We start from the raw sequence: 21,620 nt of genomic DNA, 5'->3' as shown, positions 1-21,620 counted from the left end.
CTGAAAGTCGTTCGCGGCGAAGTGGTTCAGCTTTCGGTGGCCGGACCGCGGTGGGAGTTGCAGACGCCCGAGGCACGGTTGTCCGCCGATGCGGTCATGATCACCGGGCCCGGCCAAGCGGAGCGTTGTATCCGTCCGGGCGATCCGCGAGTGCTGTCCATCGCGCAGTTCTGGGAGCGTGCCTCGGGCGTCTGCAACTCCCACCGCGGTCCGGCCACCGAAAGCTGAACCACTTCGCCGCGAACGACTTTCAGCCCCGCCACCTCGGCCGCCCAACGCAGGTATCCGGCCCACGTGTCGTGAGTGGGCGATGGCCGGCCGCGGTCGATCCAGCCGACGAACTGGTCGGTCGCAACAAGATACGACTGCCAGCTGAACCGCATCATCAACTCGTCGACTTCGGCGTTTCGGCCCGGCACCAGCGTTGACCGGTACGGAAACCCGACATCCTTTTCGGGGCTGGTGCCCAATCGCTGCCTGCCGTCGGTCCAACCGCCGCCGGCCCGCCAATTGGCCGCGACGCCGGCACGTTCGACGGCGACGACATCGGCCACCTCGACGCCCATCTCGCGCAGCACCACTGCCTTCGCCGCGACCGCCACCGCCTTGGCACCGGCCCCGACGATCGCGAGTGTGCCGCTCATGAAGCACCGGCCGGCAGCGCACGACCAGGCGGACGTGGGCGGCGTTCCCAGTTCGTCGGCGCGCCGACGAATGCTGCGCCACCCACAACCCCACCTCCGTCCGGCAGCTTAGCTCAGGCTGTCCTAACTTCGTGTACGCTACCCTATGTTCTCGACGCAGGACACGCCTGCCCCGAGGGAGCCGCCGAGTTGCCTGTTACTCCTGCCCCGTCGGCCGAAACCGCAGCACTAGACGGGTTCATACCGTTCCCGCCCGAACGCGCCGCCAGATATCGGGCCGACGGCTACTGGACCGGTCGTTCCGTCGACTCCCTGTTGCGGTACGCCGCTACGGCATGGCCGGAAGGCGTCGCCATCATCGACGACCTCGGTAGCTATACCTACTCCGAGCTGGACAATCTGGCCGACCGAGCGGCAGCCGGGTTCGCGTCGCTGGGAATCGCACCCTCCGACCGGGTGCTGCTGCAGCTACCCAATTCGTGCCGCTTCGCCGTCGCGCTGTTCGGTCTGCTGCGCGCGGGAGCCATCCCGGTGATGTGCCTGACCGGGCATCGCCTGGCGGAACTGAGTCACTTCGCACAGGTCAGTGCGGCGGTCGGGCTGATCGTTGCGGAGACGGCAGGCGGGTTCGACTACCGGTCGATGGCCGAGCAGCTGGTTACCGCCCAGCCGCAGCTGCGGCACGTGATCGTCGACGGCGACCCCGGGCCATTCGTGTCCTGGTCCGCGCTGCCCAGCGGCGACGTCCCAAACATCGCGGCCGACCCCGCGCTGCCCGCCGTCCTGCTCGTATCCGGGGGCACCACCGGCGCGCCCAAGCTGATCCCGCGGACGCACGATGACTATGTCTACAACGCCACCGCGAGTGCGGAGTTGTGCCGGCTGACCCACGACGACGTGTATCTGGTGACATTGCCGGCCGCGCACAATTTCCCACTGGCCTGCCCCGGCATCCTGGGCGCGATGACCGTCGGCGCCACGATCGTGATCAGCACCGACCCCAGCCCGGAAGCCGCATTCGCCACGATTGCGCGGCACGGCGTCACGGTCACCGCGCTGGTGCCGGCACTGGCCAAACTGTGGGCGCAAGCCTGCGACTGGGAACCAGTGACACCAAAGACGTTGCGCCTCTTGCAAGTGGGCGGCGCCAAGCTGGAACCCGAGGATGCCCGCAGGGTACGCGCCGCATTGACCCCGGGATTGCAACAGGTATTCGGGATGGCCGAAGGACTGCTGAACTACACCCGGCTCGACGATCCGCCGGAAGTGGTCGAGCACACTCAGGGTCGGCCCCTGTGCGCCGCCGACGAGCTGCGCATCGTGGATGCCGCGGGCGAGGCGGTCGCGCCGGGCCAGGAGGGCGAGTTGCTGGTGCGCGGTCCCTATACGTTCAACGGCTACTTTCGTGCCGGGCGCGACAACGCACGCAGCTTCGATCCCGACGGGTTCTACCGCAGCGGCGATCTGGTGCGGCTGCGGGACGACGGCTACCTCGTGGTCACCGGTCGGGTCAAGGACGTCATCTGCCGGTGCGGTGAAACGATTTCCGCACAGGACCTCGAAGAGCAGCTGCTCAGCCATTCCGCAATCTGGGCCGCGGCCGCGGTGCCGCTGCCCGATCCTTATCTGGGTGAAAAGATCTGCGCCGCAGTCGTTTTCGCCGGACCACGACTGACCCTCGCAGAATTGAACGCCTACTTGGACGAGCGCGGCGCGGCGGCGCATGCCCGGCCCGACATGTTGGTCGCCATGCCGGCGCTGCCCACTACTGCGGTCGGCAAGATCGACAAGCGGGCGATCGCGCGACAACTCGGCGCCGGCCCGTAACGCCCGACGAGTCAGCGTCCGCAGTGCGGCGCGGGAGGCGATACGCTCTGCTGAGATGCGTTGGTACGAAGGATCAAGGGATGGCTGTGGCGGATCGGATGTCGGTACGTGAGGCAAAGCGACTGCAAACCCGAGAACGCCTGATGGGTGCGGCGATCGCCGAGTTCAAGCGGGCAGGAATGGCCGAAGCTGACGTCGGTGCCATCGTGACCGCAGCCGGCGTTGCACATGGCACGTTCTTCTTCCACTTCCCCACCAAAGAACACGTTCTGCTGGAGTTGGAGCGGCGCGAAGAAGAGCGCCTCGTCAAGCAGTTCAACCAGTTTCTCAAGACCCCGCAAGACCTTTCGGCCGCGTTGGCAGAAGCCACGCGCCTGGTCATCAGCCTCGAGCGCCGCCTGGGCGACGAACTGTTCCACGACTTCCTGGCGCTGCACTTCTCGCAAACCCGCCCGGCTAACGAGGACGGCCGAGATCATCCGTTGATCGTGCTGGTTGCCGAGCAGATCGAGCTTGCACGCGCGGGCGGAAAGATTGATCCCGAAGTCAATTCGATGAACAGCGCCGTCTTCCTTCTGCTCGGTCTGTATGCGCTTTTGATCACCACCCGCGATTGGCCGGCACGTCGGGCGCTCGTCGACGATTACCTGACGAGGACGCTCCGGAGCCTGCAACGGCCGGTCTGAGTGGGGACCGCTCAGGCGCGCACCCTATTGTTGACTTCGGTCAGTCTTGGTACGTTTGTTCGTCATGCATCTGCCGACTGCCAAGCCACACCGCAATCCAAGGTCTGGCGCAGCGACCGCGACTCGCGCCGACGACGCTCGGGCGGGTTTTGCTCTCGACGAGCACACGGGGCAATCCCGGCTGGCGCAGCGGCAAGCCGACAAATGGCTGATCAGTGGCAGCGTCCTCATCGGCACGGCGGCACTGGGCATCTTCGGCCTGCCGCTGTTCCTGCGTGGGGTGCAGCTACTGCGGCGGGCACAACGCGCCGGCCTGTCGGTGCGCCCGATGCTGGTTACCCTGCTCGGCTACCTGGTGCTGATCGACGCCGCTATCAACACCATGGGGTGGGCGCTGGACACCGCCGCAAACCACACCCTGTTGGCCCGTGTGCTCTTGAACGGGTGGGGCAACATGTTCGACGGCGGGTATTTCTGGCACTACAACGAACTGTGGGTCGGCGGCGCCGCCGGACCGGGTGAAAAGGCTTGGGAATTCGGACTGATCGCCACCGTCTTCACCATGCGAATGGCCGCCGCAATCGGGTTCTTGCAGATGAAGCGCTGGGGGCACCAGTGGATGATCATCACCTGCTGGATGGGCGTGGTGATCTGGTGCGGCTATGTGTTCAACATGACGATGTTCGCCGATGTGCGCTACGCCGGGGTGGTCCTCCCGGTGGTTGGCTGGTGGCTCTACGACATCTTCTACATCAGCCCGTTTCTTGCCATCCCCTACCTGCACACGGTGAACCGCGAACTCTTCACCGATTGAGCGGTCGCAGTCTGCTTTGCAACCCGTAGACCTTCTTATTGACCGCGATCACTGACTTAAATCGGCCTAGCTGACGTATGACACAGCCAGCGTCAGTCTGAACTGCCTGCAGCTGACCATCGCACGCTGCGCCACAGCCATCCCCTCGAATATTTTTGTTGACTTTAGTCAGTATGACGACTAGAAAAGCATCCTATGGCGCCGCAAGCCACGCTCTCGCCGCGCAAGGTGCGCCGCTTGCAGACGCGAGAACGCATCCTTGGGGCGGCGATCGCGGAGTTCAAGCGTTCCGGCATGGCCGATGCCGAAGTCAGCGCGATCGTGGCCGCGGCCGGCGTTGCTCACGGCACCTTCTACTTTCACTTCCCCACCAAGGAACACGTCCTGCTCGAGTTGGAGCGTCGCGAAGAGGCGCGAATGGCAGCCGAATTCCGGCGGTTTCTCCGAAGCGGCCATGACCTGGCGTCGGCGCTCGCGGAGCTCGTCAGGCTGGTGACCGTCCTGGAATTGGCCTTCGGTGGCAAGCTCTTCAAAGAGCTTCTGGCGCTTCACTTTTCACCATCGCGGCCCGGTTCGGACGATTGGACCGATCATCCGGTGATCGCCCTGCTGGTCGACCAGATCGAGCGGGCCCGCGGCGACGGCACCATCCACCCAGAGGTGGACGCCTTCTACAGCGCGACGTTTTTTCTGCTCGGCATCTACGGCGTGATCACCACGACGGAGCGTCTCGAAGCCCGTGACTCGATGCTGCAGGAATTGGTGGCATCCGCCGTACGGGGGCTCGAGGTCCGGTGAACGGATCAGCAACGCAGGCGTAGTTCGGCGACAAGGAGGTCGGGTCATGGCTTATCTGTGGGAAATCCTTCGTTACGTGGCAGCGTGGGGTGGCACCGTTCTGATCATCTTGTTCTGGTACTGGATGTTCTCCAACATCGGCACGTTCTGATCGGGCCATGACCGAGCCGTCCGACACCCACGCGATGACGTTCGAACGCAGCTGTGCGGTGGCAGCAGTCGCGTTCAGCGAACGACGCCGCGACGGTGCGCGACTGGTGACTGGCGACAGGCGCGTTTTCGGGTTGAACACGGCATTGACATATGTCTACGTTCCCTACCCGTTTTCCGCTGCGGGATGGACCCGGCGCACCGTCACTTGCGGTGTGGCGCTGCAGTGTTCACCCTCGAAGGAACGTCTTGCCGAATATCGGTTGAATGAGCTGACCTCTCGCGAGCTCACCGCGCTTACCCTGGTCGAGGCCGGTGTCGCACTCGGCTGGGTCGGTTCGCGTTGGCCCGGTCTAATCGACGAGATAATCCGCGCGGTACCCGATCTCGCGGCTCGGCCCGCAGACATGGGCATCCACGAGATGCTCAACTGCGCTGTCGAAATGGCCCGTACCAACCAATCACTGTATGTCGATCCACTGATCGGCACATTGCCGTTGGCCTACACGACGCCCCGGGGACTGACCGACAGATTGCGCCGCACATTCGGCAGGATGCCGTGGACCACCAGCGAGAAGCGGCTCCCGCGGCCCTACTCCGTTCCGGCCGGGGGTGAGGGAGGTGTACGCAATTCGAACCTGCCGCCACCAAATCGACCACAGGACAACGATCTCGACATCACGCCGGAACATCGTCCCGGTATTCCATATCCGGAGTGGAACGCGTGGACCAACACCTTCCTGCGCGATCACGTCGCTGTTCTGGAACGCGCCGACGGCCGGCGAGCCGTCAAGCCGGTACCGGTATCTGCGGACGTGCGCGGCTGGTTCGAAAAATACACCCATCGCGCGATGAAGAGCCGGCTCGAAGACGGCTCCGACATCGACGTCGACCAGTACGTCAGCCATTTCACCGACCTGGCAACCGGCGAGGCGGCCGAGCCGCGAATCTTTCGCGAGCTCCTGCCCCTGGGCCGCGACGTCACCACCGCGCTTCTGCTCGACGGCAGCTCGTCGCTAGGTGTACACGGCGGCCGGATCTTCCGGCTGGAATTGGCGTGTGCGGACGCGCTTTCGCGTGCGATGAAACTCGCCCGTGAGCGGCACGGCGTCTTCGTCTTCACCGGCAACACCCGCCACCGGGTAGAGATCCGGTGTCTCAAGGACTTCGGCGAATCACGTCTGGCCGTCCCCGGCGGTCTCGGCCTGGCAGCCGGCGGGTACACGCGCCTGGGCGCCCCACTGCGGCATATGACCAGCCGACTACTTGCTCAACCATCCGAGCGCCGCCTGCTGATCGTCATCGGCGACGGCTTGATCTCCGACGAAGGTTACGAGGGGCGCTATGCGTGGGCCGACACGGCGCATGCCGTCGAGGAGGCCAACGATGCCGGCGTCTCCGTCTATTACGTCGGCGTCGGGCCGGTCCGCGTCGACCCTCTTCCCGAAGTCTTCGGATCGCGCCGCTCCCAACGTATTCGGCGGGTGGAGGAACTGCCGCGGGTGCTCGCCCACGTCCATCGTGAGCTGGTCGCCGCCTGAACCACGAATCCATCGGAGACCTCGAGAAGGAAGAGATGACCAGCGACACCTATCTAACCCTCGGCAGCGAAGTCCGGCTGTTCGAGCAGGCGTACCACCGACGCCTTCCGGTGATGCTCACCGGCCCCACCGGGTGCGGTAAGACCCGGCTCGTCGAGCACATGGGGCTGCTGCTGGGCCGGCCCGTCGTCACCATCAGTTGCCACGACGACTTGACCAGTTCCGATCTCGTCGGGCGCTTCGTGGTGACCGGCGGTGATGTGGTCTGGACCGACGGCCCGCTCACCCGAGCGGTCAAGGCCGGCGCAATCTGCTACCTGGACGAAGTGGTCGAGGCCCGTCACGACTCGCTGGCGATCCTGCACTCGCTGACCGATCACCGTCGCGCCCTTTACCTGGACCGCGCCGGCCAAGTGGTCCAAGCTCCCGACACCTTCATGCTGGTGTGCTCGTACAACCCCGCCTACCGCAGCTCGCTCAAGGAGCTCAAACCGTCCTTCCGGCAACGGTTCGTCACACTTGCAATGACGTACCTGCCCGCCGACAAAGAGGCTCAGGTGATCGTCGCCGAGACCGGGGTCCCGCTATCGACCGCTCGGCGACTCGTCCAGTGCGCAGCCGCGATCCGCACGGCCGATGACGCGTTCCACTTCGAGCCGCCCTCCACCCGAGTGCTGGTGACGGCCGGGCAGCTGATCGCCGCCGGCGCAACAGAAGTAGAAGCGGCCGACGCCTGCATCCTCGCCCCACTGAGCAGCGACGGGGCCATCACGGAGGGGTTGCGCGAAGTGGCGGCGGCATGTCTGGCCGGTGAGACGACAGCACGTTAGAAAGGGGCATCGATATGGATCAGAAAGAACAGAAACGCAAGCGGGCCTTGATCATTCTCCAGCTCGTCATCTATGGCTATCTGGTAACGATGTTCGGCATCCAGCTCTACATGTCGTTCGCGCGGGGCTGGTGGAATTTATGAGCTCGACGACAACCGGCCGTCCTGCACTGAGCGGCAAGAGATCCGGTGAGCCGCCCGGTCTCGACGAGCACCACGACCAGTCGCGAGACGCGCAACGGCGTGCCGACAAGTGGATGATCGTCGGCGCGGCCCTGATGGGCATGTGGGCGCCCGGACTGATCGGGTTCCCGATCTTCATGCGCGGAGTCTGGCTGCAACGGCAGGCCCTGCGGGCCGGCCTGGCGGTCCGGCCGATGATCGTCACCCTGATCGGCTACCTGGTCCTGATCGACGGCATGCTCAACAGCCTGGGCTGGGCCCTGGATCTGGTCGCCAATCACACGCTGATCAACCGCGTGCTGATGGTCGGCTGGGGCAACATGTTCGACGCCGGCTATTTCTGGCATTACAACGAGTTGTGGATCGGCGGGGCAGCCGGACCGGGTGAAAAGGCCTACGTGGCGGGGCTGATCCTCACCGTCTTTTCGATGCGCGTCGCCGCGGCCATCGGGTTCCTGCAGATGAAGCGCTGGGGTCATCAGTGGATGGTCGTCACCTGCTGGATGGGCGTGGTGATCTGGTGCGCCTACGTCTTCAACATGACCATGTACGCCGACGTCCGCTACGCGGGAGTCGTGTTTCCCGTCATCGGCTGGTGGCTCTACGACATCTTCTACATCACACCGTTCCTGGCAATCCCCTACCTGCACACCGTCAACCGCGAAATCTTCTCCGACTGAGGATATTTGAGGAGCACCCATGGCCGAAGAATCTGTTGCCGAGACCGCCAACCCGGCAGACGACCTGCCTCCCGGCACCACCCCCTATTACGCGCGGATGCACAAGTGGATCAAGCGCGCCACGCTGGTGTGTCTGATCGCCCTCGTCATCGAAGGAGCCTTCACCCTGCCCTTCATGGCGGTCTACTACGGTTATCCGACGCTGAGCCTCACTCAGATCTGTAGCGAGCTGCTCAAGGTCCGGTACTCCGACGACACCTTGGAGTGCAAGTATCCCTACCCGCCGCTGGGACCACCTGAAGGTGCCGAAGCCAAGGCCACCGCGAAGGACAAATGGGGCATCCAACCGACTCCGCAATACCATCGGTTGGGGTTTCGCGAGCTGGTGCGCATCCATGACCAGCGCATCGCCCGACAGAAAGCCGCGCAGCAACCCGCGCATCCATGACTGCGATCGCGCGATGCTAGGTTCGACGGCGGAGCGAAGGAGCGAATGGTGAGTTCGGATTTGTTCGGCTTTTTGACCCTACTCTCGCTAACTCTGGCGCTGGTGTTGGCGGCCATTGCCGCTGTATTCGTCAAACGGCTCGAGGATCAACCGACGCCGTCGATCAGCGACGAGATTGGCAGCGCCAAGGTGGTTGTCAGGAAATTGCGTAAACGCCAGCCGATGTCGAACGAGGAATTGGCGTACGCGAGGCAAATCGTTGCCGATCGTGGCTCCTGGATGGCGTTCTGCATTCCCGGCGCTTTATTCATGCTCGGATGCTTTTATGTGTTCGGCAGCCTTTACCATTTACACGGAGCGACGCCTTCCGAGCGAACATTTCTCGGGGTCTTCCCAATGCTTGCCGCCACCAACTTCACCGCGCAGCTGCTCAGAAGCAAAAGCCTGAAAGGCCGTCTGCGGAAGATGTCGTAAGCATCGCGATGCACGCGGTGCGTTCACCCGTAGCCGAGCCCCACTGGGCATTGCTGTCGCGATCCGGGTGCGGTGCCGCCAGTCTTGGCGCATCGATTGTGCATTAGGCACATCACCGTCTACTATCTCCATGAGCCTGAGGCCGGGAGCCGGGGCGGGAACACGTTGTGCGGACCGGATCGAAGAGGTGATCGAGTGAGCCCTCGTCCGGTCGGCAGGACCGTGTTGGCGCGAATCTGGATGCCATTGGTTGCCGTCGTCGCGCTCGCGGTGGGTGCGGTGTGCATGTGGAAGGTCCACCAGTTCTCCGCTCCCCCGCCCGTCATCACCGTCAATGGCCCGGCGGCGCCGGAGCAGTCCACTCCCAAACAGCTCACGTACGAGTTGTTCGGTTCCGTCGGCGAAGGCGGGATGCTCGTCTACTTGGACATCGACGGGCATCCCCATCGGGTCGATCTGGCGACCCTGCCGTGGTCGCACTCCGAGACGACCACGCTCACCGTGGTGTCCGGGAGCATCTCGGCGCAGGTTCACGGTGGTCAACTCGGCTGCCGGATGCTGGTGAATGGCGTTGTCCGCGATGAGCAATCCGATTCCCATCCGGATGCGCACGTCATGTGCAGGGTGAAATCCGCATGAGCGAGCATCGGGTAAGACGACCGTTACTGCCCAGAACGGTTCGGATCCTCGCGATTCCGATCATCGCCTTCTGGGCCCTTCTCGCCGTGTCGACGAACACCTTCATGCCGCAGGTGGAAAGGGTGGCCGAAGAACTCGCGGGGCCCATGGTGCCGCACTACGCGCCGTCGCAGCGGGCCTTGTTGAGCATCGGCGCGAAGTTCCACGAGTCGAATTCGACCAATCTGACGATGCTCGTCTTGGAAGCCAACCGCCCGTTGGGCGATGTGGACCATCGGTATTACGACGATTTGGTGCGCCGGCTGAAGCGAGATCCCAGGCATGTGCAGTACGTCATGGATCTATGGGGGAAGCCGATCACGGCGGCGGGGGCGCAGAGTGTCGACGGCAAGGCCGCGTATGTGCTGTTGCGTCTCGCGGGTGATATCGGACAGATGCAGGCGAATGAGTCCGTCAACGCTGTCCGCGACATCGTCGCCCAGGTCGCACCGCCGCCGGGGCTGAGGGTATATGTCAGCGGCGCCGCTCCGCTGGCCTCGGACACTGTGGCTATCGCCAATTCGAGCCTGAACAACATCACGATCGTGACGATCATCCTCATCGTCATAATGCTGCTGCTGGTGTACCGCTCCATCACCAACCTGGTGGTGCCCTTGCTCGGAGTCCTGATCGAGATGTTGGTGGCGAAGGGGGTCATCGCGACGCTCGGCCATCTCGGATACATCGAGCTCTCGTCGTTCGCGGTGAACATCGTCGTCGCCCTGACCCTGGGCGCGGGGACCGACTACGGCATTTTCTTGATGGGCCGCTATCACGAGGCGCGACAGGCCGGCGAAGGCAAGGAGGAGGCGTTTTACACCGCCTACAAGAGTGTCACGCCCGTCATCCTCGGGTCGGGGCTGACGATCGCAGGGGCGTGTTACTGCCTGACTTTCGCGCGACTCAACTACTTCCACACCATGGGTCCGGCCGTCGCCATCGCCATGCTGTTCACGATCACGGCGGCATTGACGCTCGGCCCGGCCATTTTGACCGTGGGCAGCCTGCTGGGGCTCTTCGATCCGAGACGGGCAGCCAAGGCACATCTGTATCGACGGATCGGGACGAGCGTCGTGCGGTGGCCGGTGCCGATCCTCGTGGCCAGCGCCGCTGCGGTCCTGCTCGGGGCGATCTTCGTGCCGACGTACCGGCAGAACTACGACGACCGTCAGTACCAGCCGCACAATGCCCCCGCCAATCAGGGTTTCGCGGCGGCGGATCGGCACTTCCCGAAGAGCAAATTGTTCTCCGAAATGCTGATGATCGAGACAGATCATGACATGCGAAACTCGGCCGATTTCATCTCATTGGACCGCGCGGCCAAGAGTCTCATTCGCCTTCCCGGCGTCGCGATGGTGCAAAGCATCACCAGACCTCTGGGTCGACCCTTGGAACACGCGACGCTGCCCTACCTGTTCACCACGCAGGGCAGCGGGAACGGTCAACAGCTCCCGTTCAGCAAGCAGCAAAACGCCAATACGGAGCAGCAGGCACAGATCACCCAGCACAGTGTCACGGTCTTGCGCAAAGAGATCGTCTTCTTCCAAAACATGTCCGACGAGCTGCACAAGACGGTCCTCACCGTCCAGGATCTGCAACAGATCACCGACCAGATGAATTCTGAGATCTCGAATCTCGACGACTTCTTCCGGCCGGTCAAGAGCTACTTCTATTGGGAGCGCCACTGTTTCGATATCCCCATCTGCTGGGCATTCAGATCGCTGTTCGACGGGCTGGACAACATCGACCACCTGGCCGCTGACATCAAGGACGCCAGAACTTCTCTCGAGGCCCTGGACAAACTGTTGCCGCAAGTCATAACGCAGCTCAAACTCACGGCCGACGACTCGGAGGCGTTAGCCGCGCTGTTAGTGAGCACCTACGGCCAGTCGTCGCTGCAATCCACGCAGACCGATCAGACATTCGACGATCTGGTCAATGTGGGGCTCGACTTCGACCGGTCGCGCAGCGACGACTTCTTCTACATCCCCAGAGAGGGTTTCGACAACGACGATGTGAAGACCGGTATGCAACTACTGATGTCGCCGGACGGCAAGGCGGCTCGGTTCATCGTCACCCACGAGGGGAACGCCATGGGGCCGGAAGGCGTGCAGCACGTCGAACAGTTCCCCGCAGCGATCACCACGATTCTGAAAGAGACCTCGCTGGCGGGCGCGCGGGTATACATCGGCGGGTCGGGATCGAACGACAAGGACATCAAGGAATACGCGGCATCCGATCTGCTCATCGTCGCGATCGCCGCCTTCGTGCTGATCTTCTTGATCATGTTGTTCCTCACGCGAAGTCTGATGGCCGCCTTGGTGATTCCGGGCACGGTGGCCTTCTCGTACGCGGGCGCGTTCGGGCTTTCCATACTCGTCTGGCAGCACCTCATCGGCCTGCCTCTGCACTGGTTGGTGTTGCCGCTGACGTTCATCATCCTGGTGGCGGTGGGTTCGGATTACAACCTGCTGTTGATCGTCCGGGTGAAAGAGGAGCTGCACGCCGGATTGAACACGGGGCTCATCCGCGCGCTCGGAAGCACCGGTGGCGTAGTGACTTCCGCGGGTTTGGTGTTCGCGTTCACCATGCTCGCGATGCTCACCAGCGACCTGCGGACGATCGGTCAGGTGGGTTCGACCGTATGCATCGGCCTGCTGCTCGACACGCTGATAGTGCGGTCCTTCGTGGTGCCGTGCATCCTGCGAATCCTCGGCCCGTGGTTCTGGTGGCCGACGCTGGTGCGTTCCCGTCCACTCCCGCAGCGATAGGTACCCGCCTTCTTTGCCCCATCGGCGACTTAAGCACTTCGCCGAACGTGTTCTGACGGCGACAATCTGGCCGGTTTTTCGCCGTGGCGACACGCTCGACGCATGCCGCAGTACCATCTCCCTGGATCACAACGCGACCTGGGCGGAGGACCTTTGCCTGCGCAGCCGACGATGGATGTAACAACCGCAGTACGTCTCGCCCAGCTGCTGAACACTACCTACGACATTTTGCCCGGCGACTTGACGAACGCCGCCGGCAAGACCGTCAGTGCCGGCGGGACCAGCTACACGGTGGTCACGACGATCTACGCAAACGATCTTGCGACCGACATCAACCCCGCCCGGGCAAACGCCGAGGTTTCCATCGGGTTGGTCTGTCAGGTGGCTCAAGCCGGTGATGTGGTGGTCGCGATTCGGGGTACCGAAGGGATCCTGGAGTGGCTCCACGACGTCGAATTCGCGCAGGTGCCATGCCCTTTCCTGGCCGGGGCGGGGCACACCGAAGACGGCTTCACCGCCCTGTATGAGTCGCTGAGGACCGGTGTTGCGCCGGATTCCCCGACGCTGGCCAGCGCGCTCGCCAAGCTCTCGTACCCGCGGCCGGTCAGCTCTGTGACGATTTGCGGTTACAGCCTGGGAGGAGCACTTGCGACGCTGCTCGCCCTCGACGTAGCCGCCAATACGGTCTTCAGTGACCCGACCGTCTACACCTATGGCAGTCCGCGCACAGGGGATTCGCTGTTCGCACACACCTACGACCAGGTCGTGAAAAACTCGTATCGGATCGCAAACCGACTCGACATCGTCCCGGCCCTGCCCCCGCCGCTCCACTACGAGCATGTGCTGAATCCGTATGAGCTGAACCCGATTCGATTCTTGCCGCTTCCGCCGAAGATCTTGGTCAAGTTCAATCCCGGATGCGAACATTCGCTCGCGACGTACCTGCACCTGTTGTCTCTGCAGTCCGGCGGCCCGGTCATTCCGCTGCAATCCAGTTGTCAACCCTGATCAGCCATTGTCTGCGGATCGACGGAGCGCCCAGCCGCTCCCTCGCGGCAGGACCCATCGGTGCCGGAACGCCAATATGGCTGCGGCCGTGTCGAAGCCGGCGCAGTCGTGGCCAACGGTGTGACACAGGTCGGTCATGCCGACGTTCGATGTTGGCCGCTTCGTGCCGATAATGGGCACAGTCCTTAGTCGTCAATGCACGAAGGGGGTCGCACAGTGCTGGGTCACCTGGGCATCAATGTCCCTGACCTCTCAGTGGCCAAGCGGTACTACGACGAGCTGATGCCTCTCGTCGGATTCGAGCCGTTCTTTCACAACGACAACGAGTTCGCCTATAAGCCAGCCGACAACAAGCCTGGCACGTACCTGTTCTTCTACCCAGCCGTCGAGTCGGGCGGCTACTCAGGCCTACGCAGCGGACTGCAACATTTGGCGTTCATGGTCCGGCGCCGATCCCTCGTGCGCGCTGTGCATGCGCATGTGGTGCGGGCGGGCAGCACAGTCGTCTATCCGCCTCAACACTTCCCGCAGTACCCCGGCCACTATTACGCCACGTTCTGGTACGACCCGATCGGCATAAAACTCGAAGCCGTGTGCCACCACGACCGTGACTAGATCGGCCCGCGTTGTCGTTGGTGTATGCGCGACACCGCTGGATGTGCGGCGAAAACTCTGCCATTGACTAATGTCACCATTTGCGATTGACTTCGTCGCATGAACGACGTCGTTCCGGCCCGCGGGTCACTGCGCTCCCGTGGCGCGGCAGCGGTCAGCACATACACCCTGCGGCCACTGAGCGGGCTGATCCCACCGGAACGCGCGTGGGGGCTCTGGCTGTCACGACAGATCATCGCCAGAATCATGGGCACACTAGGTCCTCCGCTGGCCGGCACCCGTGTCGAACACGTCGACACCACGCTGCCCGACGGACGTCGTGTCAAAGGCGAATGGGTCTATGGACCGCGCACACCGACGAGCGAAATTGCCCGTTCGTCGACGGCCGCCGGGGCGATCTACTACGTGCACGGCAGCGGCTACGCCGTGTGTTCGCCGAAAACGCATCGCCGATTGACGTCGTGGCTGTCGTCGTTGACCGGCCTGCCGGTATTCAGCATCGATTACCGGCTAGCCCCCCGCCACCGCTTCCCCACCGCGGCCGACGATGTACGGGCGGGCTGGGACTGGCTCGTCGACACCTGCGCGGTGTCACCCAAACAGATTGTGGTTGCCGGTGATTCGGCGGGCGGTCATCTAACCGTCGACCTGCTGCTGCAAGCCGAGGTCGCGGACAAAGCACCCGCAGCCCTTGTGCTGTTCTCACCGCTGTACGACCTCACGTTCGGGCTTTGCCTCGCTCGCGAGCGCGTTCGTCCGGATCCCGCCATCCGTGCGGCCGACGCGGTCCGCCTGGTCGGCCTGTACCACGCCGGCACCGATCTCACCCATCACCGGTTGAAGCTCGACGTCGCCGGCGGCGCGGCGCTTCCTCCGACGTTGATCCAAGCGGGCGGCGCCGAAATGCTGCAGGAAGACGCGCGCCAGCTCGCCGCGGACATCCGCGCCGCCGGCGGCAAATGCGAGCTGCAAATCTGGCCACACCAGGTACACGTCTTCCAGGCGCTGCCGCGAATGACACCCGAAGCGGCCAAAGCCATGGCCTATGTCGCACGCTTCATCGCGCACGCAATGCAGGATGCGCGCGTACTCGCAGCCCAGCGGGTGGGCTGATGATGTTCGGACCGCTGGACAAGCTGCTGAGCAAGCCGAAGACCACCCACGGCGCCTCAGCGGTGGTGACCGGCGCCGGCAGCGGGATCGGCGCGGCGTTCGCAATCGAACTCGGCCGCCGCGGTGGCATGGTGGTGTGCAGTGACATCGACGAAGCGGCAGCACAAAACACGGCCGACGCGATTGTCGAGCAGGGCGCAAAAGCGGCGGCGATCCGTTGCGATGTATCCCGATTCGACGAGGTGCGCGATCTGGCCGAGCAGTCACAGTCCTGGTTCGGAGCACCGCCCACATTGGTGATCAACAACGCCGGCGTCGGTGCCGGTGGCGATGCGATCGGCGATACGCCGCTGGACGATTGGGTGTGGACGCTGGGCATCAACCTGTGGGGGCCGATTCACGGTTGCCATGTATTCACCCCGATCCTGCGCGAAGCCGACCCGTGTCATGCACCGCGCGGCATCATCAACGTGGCCTCGGCGGCGGCGTTCGGCGCTGCTCCGGGGATGGCCGCCTACAACGTCAGCAAGGCCGGCGTGCTCTCGCTGTCGGAGACACTGGCCGCCGAATTATCCGGCACCGCAGTCAGAGTCACCGTGCTGTGCCCAACCTTCGTCAAGACCAATATCGTCGAGTCCGGCCGGATCAGCGACGAATCCAGCGAGCTGGCAGCCAAGTTGATGCGCTGGACCGGTTATTCGGCGGAGAAAGTGGCGCGCGTGTGCCTCGACGCACACGACCGCGGCGAACTCTATTGCATGCCACAACTCGACGCCAAGATCGGCTGGAACGTCAAACGCTTGGCACCGCAGACATTTACCCGCGCGGTTGGCGTGGTGTCTCGGACGAATCGGCATTGATCAACGGGGACCGGAAGGAGCCGCTGATGGCAATCGAAATGGAAGCCATGCTCGCCAAGATCAAGGATCGCCAATGGGCGCTCGCCGATATCGACTGGGACGCACCCGGTGCCGACACCATCCGGCCCGAATTCCGGCCGAAGCTCAAGGCCTTCATGGCCGACCTGTGCTGGATCGAGAATGTGGGTGCCCGCGGATTCGCGGCGCTGGCCAAGAAGGCGCCCAACCCGACGGTCGCCGAAATCTACCGGTACTTCCATGCCGAGGAGCAGCGCCACGCCAACGCCGAATTGGCACTGATGAAGCGCTGGGGCATGCTCGACGACGGCGAGTTGCCGGAACCGAACGTCAACATCCGGCTGGCCATGGATTGGCTGGACGCCTACGCCGACAACATGCCGCTTTCCGTTCTGGGGACCGTCATCCCGATGTTAGAGGTCGCCCTCGACGGAGCATTGCTGAAGTTCCTGCTGGACTCGGTGGAGGATCCCGTCTGCCATCAGGTTTTCGAGAAGATCAACAACGACGAATCACGGCATTTGGCAGTCGATTTCGCGGTTCTGGACATGATCGGTCACGCCAAGGCGCGTCGGCTGGCCATCGAATTCGTCGGCACCGTCGCATCGCCGGGCGTGATCATCGGCACGCTGATGTATATACCGCTGCTCAATCGCGTGCGCAACGAAATGGCCGGCATGGGAATGGAACCCGAGCGGCTGTACAACGCCGTCAAGCGCTTCAAGCAACTCGGCGAACGCGGTGAGCGCACCCGGCGGGTGCCCGCCTACCAACTTCTCAAGCGGCACGCCGCGATGGTGGTCAACCCGCGCCACCCCTATCATCTGCTGGCCAATTCCATGGTGTGGTTGTCGGATCGCTATCCCCAGCCACTGCTGCGACCGGTGCCCAGCTGGTTCAAAGAACTCACCCACCAGCCCGCGGCGTGATCATGGCACGACAGCACATTTACGCGACGCTCGTCATCGGCGCGGGCTTCACCGGGCTCGGCACGGCAATCCGATTGGCCGAAGCCGGTGTCTTGAACGATCCTGAAGGAATGGTCATCCTGGAACGTTCCGACCGCGTGGGCGGAACGTGGCGCGATACCACGTATCCCGGTGCGAGCTGCGACATTCCATCGCTGCTGTACTCCTTTTCGTTCGTCAAGAACCCGAGATGGTCGCGCACCTACTCCCCTGCCGACGAGATCCGTCGGCACATCGAGGACATGGCAGCCAGGTTCGACATCGGTCGTCATATCCGCTTCCGCCACGAGGTCACCGGGCTGACGTTCGACGAGCACGCCGGCATCTGGACCGCAACGACGAAGAACCGCAAACGCTTTAGCGCGCGCACCGTGGTACTGGCCTCCGGCCCGCTATCCGATGTCAGCTTCCCGGACATCCGCGGACTGGACAGCTATCGGGGGCACAAGATCCACAGCGCCCGCTGGGACCACGATTACGATTTCACCGGAAAACGCGTCGCCGTCATCGGTACCGGCGCCAGCGCGATCCAGATCATTCCCGAACTCATCAAACAGGCCGGGTTCGTCAAGGTATTTCAGCGCACCCCCGGCTGGGTGCTGCCGCGCCTAGACGTCGCCACCCCACCCGCGGTGCAAGCGCTGTTCGCCAAAGTCCCTGCCACCCAACAACTTGCCCGGCAAGTCCTGTTCTGGGGGCATGAGGCCACCGCGACGGCGATGGTGTGGAAAACCCCGCTGACGTCGCTGGTCGCCCGGCTGGGTCAAGCCCATATCCGCGCGCAGGTCAAAGACCCGTGGTTACGTCGCCAGCTGACCCCCGACTTCGCGCCGGGCTGCAAACGCATGCTGATATCCAGCGACTACTACCCCGCGCTTCAGCGCGAGAACTGCAAACTCATCGACTGGCCGATCGCGACGCTGAGCCCCGTCGGCATCCGCACCAGCGACGGCATCGAACACCACCTCGACTGCATCGTGTTCGCCACCGGATACGACGTCCACCTGACCGGGCCGCCGTTCCCCGTGACCGGACTCGGCGGCAGGTCCCTGGCCGCCGAATGGGCCGGCGGCGCGCAGGCCTACAAGAGCATCAACGCGCACGGGTATCCCAATCTGTTCTTCATGACCGGACCCAACTCCGGGCCCGGCCATAACTCGCTACTGGTCTACATCGAAGGTCAGCTCGAGTACGCGGTGCGCGGTATCAGCACCATCCTGGACAACGACTTGCGCTACCTCGATGTGCGCCCGGAGGTCCAGCGCCGCCACAACGAACGCATCCAGCGCCGGCTCACCAAGACGACATGGATGTCAGGTTGCCGCAGTTGGTATCTCACCAAGGACGGATTCAACGCCTCCATGTACCCCGGAACCGCCACGCAGTATCTTCGGCAGATGCACGATTTCCGCTATTCGGACTATGACGCGGTGGCCAAAGACACGCCCGCGCTGGTCAGCTCCTCCGCGTGACGCGGCGCACGCAGATGCCAACCGACCGACCAGCACGGCCAGAACCAGGCACGGTCGCCAGCGTGTTACACAACGTCCGGCGCGCACCCAAGCGCGTCCGGCGCCAGTCGCGTGAATTTCGCGAGTTCGTCGAGACGGCGGTATCACAGCTGTTCGACGCGGCCGTCCGCCATCCACAGGACATCGCGGCGTCCGGCGAATATCGGATCGACGACCTGGCCCGGCTGGCCGGCACCACCACCCGTAACATCCGGGTCTACCGCGATCGCGGATTGCTGCCTCCCCCTTTGCGAGTCGGACGCATCGCGTTGTTCAACGACACACACCTGACCCGACTGCGCTTGATCACCTCGATGCTGGACCGCGGATACAACATCGCGCACGTCCGGGAAATGCTCAGCGCTTGGGAAGAGGGCAGAAACCTCGGTGACGTCCTCGGCCTGGAATCGGCGATCGTGGGCACGTGGACGACCGAGAAGTCGCAGACGATGCCGCTCGCCGAAGCCGAGCGACTAGTCGACGACCCGCGTGCATTCCAGCGCCTGCTGGACCTGCAGGTGATTCGGGTCGACGGACAGCAGGCCACCATCACCAGACCCAAACTCATCGAGGCGTTCAACGAGATTCGCGGCTACGGCATCAGCACCGACAAACTCATCGACCTGCACGAGCAGATCCTGCCCAAGATCGACGAGATCAGCAACATGCTGGTCCGTGCGGGCGCCGAACACGTCCAGGACCGACTCAAGCCGGGAGAGCGGCTGCCCGCCGATGCCGAGATCGCCGAGTTGATCACGATGCTGGTCCGCTTCCGCACCCAGGCCGTCGCCACCGTGACAGCGACCCTCGCGTCGTCGATCGAATCGACGATCGAGTCGCTGGTAAGCCGGGTGCTCGCCGACTACCTGGTGCAATCCTCGGAGCCCGAGAGCGCGCCGGGACTGCGGCGGGTCCAGTGACGGAGACTACCGCGTCGCCAGTGCGCGATTCCGGCTACTGACGCGCAATGAGATACGGCGCAAGGGTGGACAGCTTCTCGCAGGTCTCTTCGAATTCCCGCTCGGGCTCCGAGGCTTCGATGATGCCGGCACCGGCCCGCAGCCAGGTTTTCCCGTCGCATTCGTAAGCGGCCCGCAGCGTCAGCGCCGCATCCAGGCCACCGTCAGCCGAAAGGGTCACGATCGCACCAGAATACATCCCGCGCGGAGCTTCGTCCAAACGCAGGATCGCTTCCACTCCGGCCGCTTTCGGGATGCCCGAGGCGGTGACCGCGGGGAAGAGCGCCTCGAGCGCATCCATCCGGTCGCTGGCCGGGTCCAGCCGCGCACTGATCGTGGAGCCCAGGTGCTGCACGCTCCCCCGTTCGCGCACCGTCATGAAATCGGTGACGGCAGCGCTTCCGGGCTCGGCGATCTCGGCGATCTCCTGAAGTGAGCTGCGCACCGAAATCGCGTGCTCGACAATCTCTTTGGAGTCCGATTCCAGCTCGTCGCGTGCCTGACGATCCAGCAGCAGACCACGGCCGAGCGCGCGCGTCCCGGCCAACGGCTCGGTGATCACCTGCCCGCCGATATGAACGGCCGCGACGAGTTCCGGGCTGTACCCGAGGGCACGAATACCGCCCAGCCGCAACAGAAACGACCGAACCGGAGTGTTGTGCCGTCGGCCCAGCCGGTAGGTCGAGGCAAAGTCGAGCGCGAAAGGCACTTCAACACAACGGGATAGGATCACCTTGTGGTACGCGCCGTCGGTGATCTCATGGACAGCGGCGGCCACGCGTTCGCGGTAGCCGGACGGGTCGGTCGTCACCTCCACCGCGCGGGCGCGCGGCAAATCCCGCACACCGTCGTCCAGAACCCGGCGTACGGTCTCGCGAACGTCGTCGTCGGCGCCGCACAGGCGAACCTGATCCTGGCTGACCAGAATTCGGACGCGGGGCCAAAAGACCCGTGCCAGAGGAGTTTTCGCTGCCAGCCGCTCCTGCAACCCGTAGCGGTACACACCGAATTCAAAGGCGATCCACCCGAAAACCTGGTCGGTTTCCAGCAGCAGCCGATCCACGGCTTCGGCCAACACCGGTCCCGGCCGGCCCGTCCACTGTTGGCACTGGGTGATGCCGTTGCGGATCACCCGTAGTTCATCACTGTCCAGTTCGACCATCGCCAGCACGCCGATCGCCAACACCCATTCGCTGTCGCTCTCGTAAAGCAGGTATTCCTCCCCGACTCGCTCCGGGAGCAGTGCGGCCAGCTCGGCTGCCAGGTCGGCAGGATCGATATGGGCGGGCAGTGGAATCGACAGCGACGCGGTGTCTAGAGAACCCGTCTCGACGCTGACATCGGTCACAGCTAGTAAATGTAGCCTAACCTATCAAGGTTTGCGCTAGCCGGTTCGTCACAAGGCCGCCGACCTGGGCAAATATGGATAATCTCGCCCGGAATTTAACGGTTGACCCCGATGGCGGCGGGTCGCCGGCGCAGTCGGCGAGCCGCTGCGCCGCCCCTGCGACTGGTCGTTCACGCAGGTAGCGGGGGCAGAGCTCTGAGTCCGTGCGGTCGTCCCGGCGCCTGCACAACGAAATGTTTCCTGACCGTTCACCTGTCCGCCAGTTCACGCCCGGGCGTCGTCTCCGAAGTTCTCCTAACATCACGCGTGATCGCAACAACCCAGTCACGGAGCGTGCGTGGCGGCCCGTCCAGCTCCGTCGGCCCGGGAAGGAGTGGCTTGGAGAGGGTTAACGCACTTTTAACCACCAGGGGACGCCGCCGATCCCGAATCCACCAGCTAACAGCCGATTCACGACCCAGCAACATCTCGATCGAGGGGACAATCTCATGTTCGTAATCCGGCTTTCGAACGGCGAAGAAATCGCAGCCGCCGACGGGGACGAACTCACCATTAACCAAGAGACTGGCGTACTTACGGTTTCGCGGGTCGATGGCTTCGAAGAAACCACCGTGCACTATTCCCCGTCGGCATGGCAGTCGGTGACACATCGCAGGCGCGGAGTCGGGGTCAGGCCGTCGCTGGTTTCAACCGCCAA

At 63.7% G+C, this 21,620-nt stretch carries 21 protein-coding genes and 1 pseudogene; 20 read left to right on the top strand and 2 right to left on the bottom strand.

Annotated features, from left to right (window positions below; translation table 11 throughout):
- Positions 1 to 80 precede the first annotated feature (80 nt).
- Positions 81 to 644: pseudogene (locus tag A5791_RS17135) on the bottom strand (lysine 6-monooxygenase); the annotation flags it as partial.
- A 189-nt stretch (positions 645 to 833) separates the two neighbouring features.
- Here A5791_RS17135 and A5791_RS17130 point away from each other — a divergent pair.
- From A5791_RS17130 to A5791_RS17045, 19 genes are all read left to right on the top strand, one after another.
- Positions 834 to 2,471, top strand: a complete 1,638-nt coding sequence (locus tag A5791_RS17130; protein WP_067239330.1) for a (2,3-dihydroxybenzoyl)adenylate synthase — start codon at positions 834 to 836, stop codon at positions 2,469 to 2,471.
- An 80-nt stretch (positions 2,472 to 2,551) separates the two neighbouring features.
- Entirely contained in the window at positions 2,552 to 3,157 is a 606-nt protein-coding gene (locus A5791_RS17125) for a TetR/AcrR family transcriptional regulator (RefSeq protein WP_067239328.1), read from the top strand.
- A gap of 64 nt (positions 3,158 to 3,221) precedes the next feature.
- The gene (locus A5791_RS17120) at positions 3,222 to 3,971 is read left to right on the top strand and encodes a hypothetical protein (RefSeq protein WP_067239325.1); all 750 of its coding nucleotides are present in this window, start codon (positions 3,222 to 3,224) and stop codon (positions 3,969 to 3,971) included.
- Positions 3,972 to 4,166: 195 nt separating this feature from the next.
- Positions 4,167 to 4,769 (top strand): TetR/AcrR family transcriptional regulator, encoded by a 603-nt coding sequence (locus A5791_RS17115; RefSeq protein ID WP_067239322.1) that lies wholly within the window; start codon positions 4,167 to 4,169, stop codon positions 4,767 to 4,769.
- Between the two features lie 158 nt (positions 4,770 to 4,927).
- Positions 4,928 to 6,460 (top strand): nitric oxide reductase activation protein NorD, encoded by a 1,533-nt coding sequence (locus A5791_RS17110; protein WP_067239320.1) that lies wholly within the window; start codon positions 4,928 to 4,930, stop codon positions 6,458 to 6,460.
- 35 nt (positions 6,461 to 6,495) lie between these two features.
- Positions 6,496 to 7,290 carry a CbbQ/NirQ/NorQ/GpvN family protein gene (locus tag A5791_RS17105; protein ID WP_067239318.1) on the top strand — a complete coding sequence of 265 codons (795 nt, stop codon included), beginning with the start codon at positions 6,496 to 6,498 and terminating at the stop codon, positions 7,288 to 7,290.
- A 14-nt stretch (positions 7,291 to 7,304) separates the two neighbouring features.
- Positions 7,305 to 7,433, top strand: coding sequence for a hypothetical protein (locus A5791_RS27490; RefSeq protein WP_255397703.1), 129 nt, complete (start codon positions 7,305 to 7,307; stop codon positions 7,431 to 7,433).
- A 113-nt stretch (positions 7,434 to 7,546) separates the two neighbouring features.
- Positions 7,547 to 8,152: a hypothetical protein gene (locus A5791_RS17100; RefSeq protein WP_231995939.1), complete on the top strand. Its 606-nt coding sequence runs from the start codon at positions 7,547 to 7,549 to the stop codon at positions 8,150 to 8,152.
- A 19-nt stretch (positions 8,153 to 8,171) separates the two neighbouring features.
- On the top strand, positions 8,172 to 8,600 hold the full coding sequence (locus tag A5791_RS17095; protein ID WP_067239316.1) for a hypothetical protein: 429 nt from the start codon (positions 8,172 to 8,174) through the stop codon (positions 8,598 to 8,600).
- Positions 8,601 to 8,648: 48 nt separating this feature from the next.
- Positions 8,649 to 9,074, top strand: a complete 426-nt coding sequence (locus A5791_RS17090; protein WP_067239341.1) for a hypothetical protein — start codon at positions 8,649 to 8,651, stop codon at positions 9,072 to 9,074.
- Between the two features lie 195 nt (positions 9,075 to 9,269).
- Positions 9,270 to 9,713, top strand: a complete 444-nt coding sequence (locus A5791_RS17085; protein WP_082966981.1) for an MmpS family transport accessory protein — start codon at positions 9,270 to 9,272, stop codon at positions 9,711 to 9,713.
- The gene (locus tag A5791_RS17080; RefSeq protein WP_067239313.1) at positions 9,710 to 12,523 is read left to right on the top strand and encodes an RND family transporter; all 2,814 of its coding nucleotides are present in this window, start codon (positions 9,710 to 9,712) and stop codon (positions 12,521 to 12,523) included. Before A5791_RS17085 ends, A5791_RS17080 begins: the two co-directional genes overlap by 4 nt.
- A gap of 171 nt (positions 12,524 to 12,694) precedes the next feature.
- Positions 12,695 to 13,531 carry a lipase family protein gene (locus tag A5791_RS17075; protein ID WP_067239311.1) on the top strand — a complete coding sequence of 279 codons (837 nt, stop codon included), beginning with the start codon at positions 12,695 to 12,697 and terminating at the stop codon, positions 13,529 to 13,531.
- A 216-nt stretch (positions 13,532 to 13,747) separates the two neighbouring features.
- Complete coding sequence (locus A5791_RS17070) at positions 13,748 to 14,146, top strand: VOC family protein (protein ID WP_067239337.1); 399 nt, start codon at positions 13,748 to 13,750, stop codon at positions 14,144 to 14,146.
- 99 nt (positions 14,147 to 14,245) lie between these two features.
- Entirely contained in the window at positions 14,246 to 15,259 is a 1,014-nt protein-coding gene (locus A5791_RS17065; RefSeq protein ID WP_082966979.1) for an alpha/beta hydrolase, read from the top strand.
- A gap of 2 nt (positions 15,260 to 15,261) precedes the next feature.
- Entirely contained in the window at positions 15,262 to 16,119 is an 858-nt protein-coding gene (locus A5791_RS17060) for an SDR family oxidoreductase (protein WP_067239308.1), read from the top strand.
- Between the two features lie 26 nt (positions 16,120 to 16,145).
- The gene (locus A5791_RS17055) at positions 16,146 to 17,066 is read left to right on the top strand and encodes a reductase (protein WP_067239334.1); all 921 of its coding nucleotides are present in this window, start codon (positions 16,146 to 16,148) and stop codon (positions 17,064 to 17,066) included.
- A complete protein-coding gene (locus A5791_RS17050; RefSeq protein ID WP_067239306.1) occupies positions 17,063 to 18,577 on the top strand; it encodes an NAD(P)/FAD-dependent oxidoreductase in 1,515 nt (504 codons plus the stop codon). Before A5791_RS17055 ends, A5791_RS17050 begins: the two co-directional genes overlap by 4 nt.
- A gap of 14 nt (positions 18,578 to 18,591) precedes the next feature.
- Positions 18,592 to 19,536 (top strand): MerR family transcriptional regulator, encoded by a 945-nt coding sequence (locus A5791_RS17045; RefSeq protein ID WP_067239305.1) that lies wholly within the window; start codon positions 18,592 to 18,594, stop codon positions 19,534 to 19,536.
- 34 nt (positions 19,537 to 19,570) lie between these two features.
- On the opposite strand, the gene A5791_RS17040 is transcribed toward A5791_RS17045, so the two are convergent.
- Entirely contained in the window at positions 19,571 to 20,923 is a 1,353-nt protein-coding gene (locus A5791_RS17040; RefSeq protein ID WP_067239302.1) for a salicylate synthase, read from the bottom strand.
- A 488-nt stretch (positions 20,924 to 21,411) separates the two neighbouring features.
- On the opposite strand from A5791_RS17040, the gene A5791_RS17035 reads away from it, so the two are divergent.
- A partial coding sequence (locus A5791_RS17035; protein ID WP_067239300.1) for a hypothetical protein occupies positions 21,412 to 21,620 on the top strand: 209 nt, incomplete at its 3' end.

Source organism: Mycobacterium sp. 852002-51163_SCH5372311 (genome assembly GCF_001667115.1).
Taxonomy (GTDB): Bacteria; Actinomycetota; Actinomycetes; order Mycobacteriales; family Mycobacteriaceae; genus Mycobacterium.
Note: the sequence above shows the minus strand (reverse complement) of the source record. Positions and strands in the feature narration are given on the sequence as shown.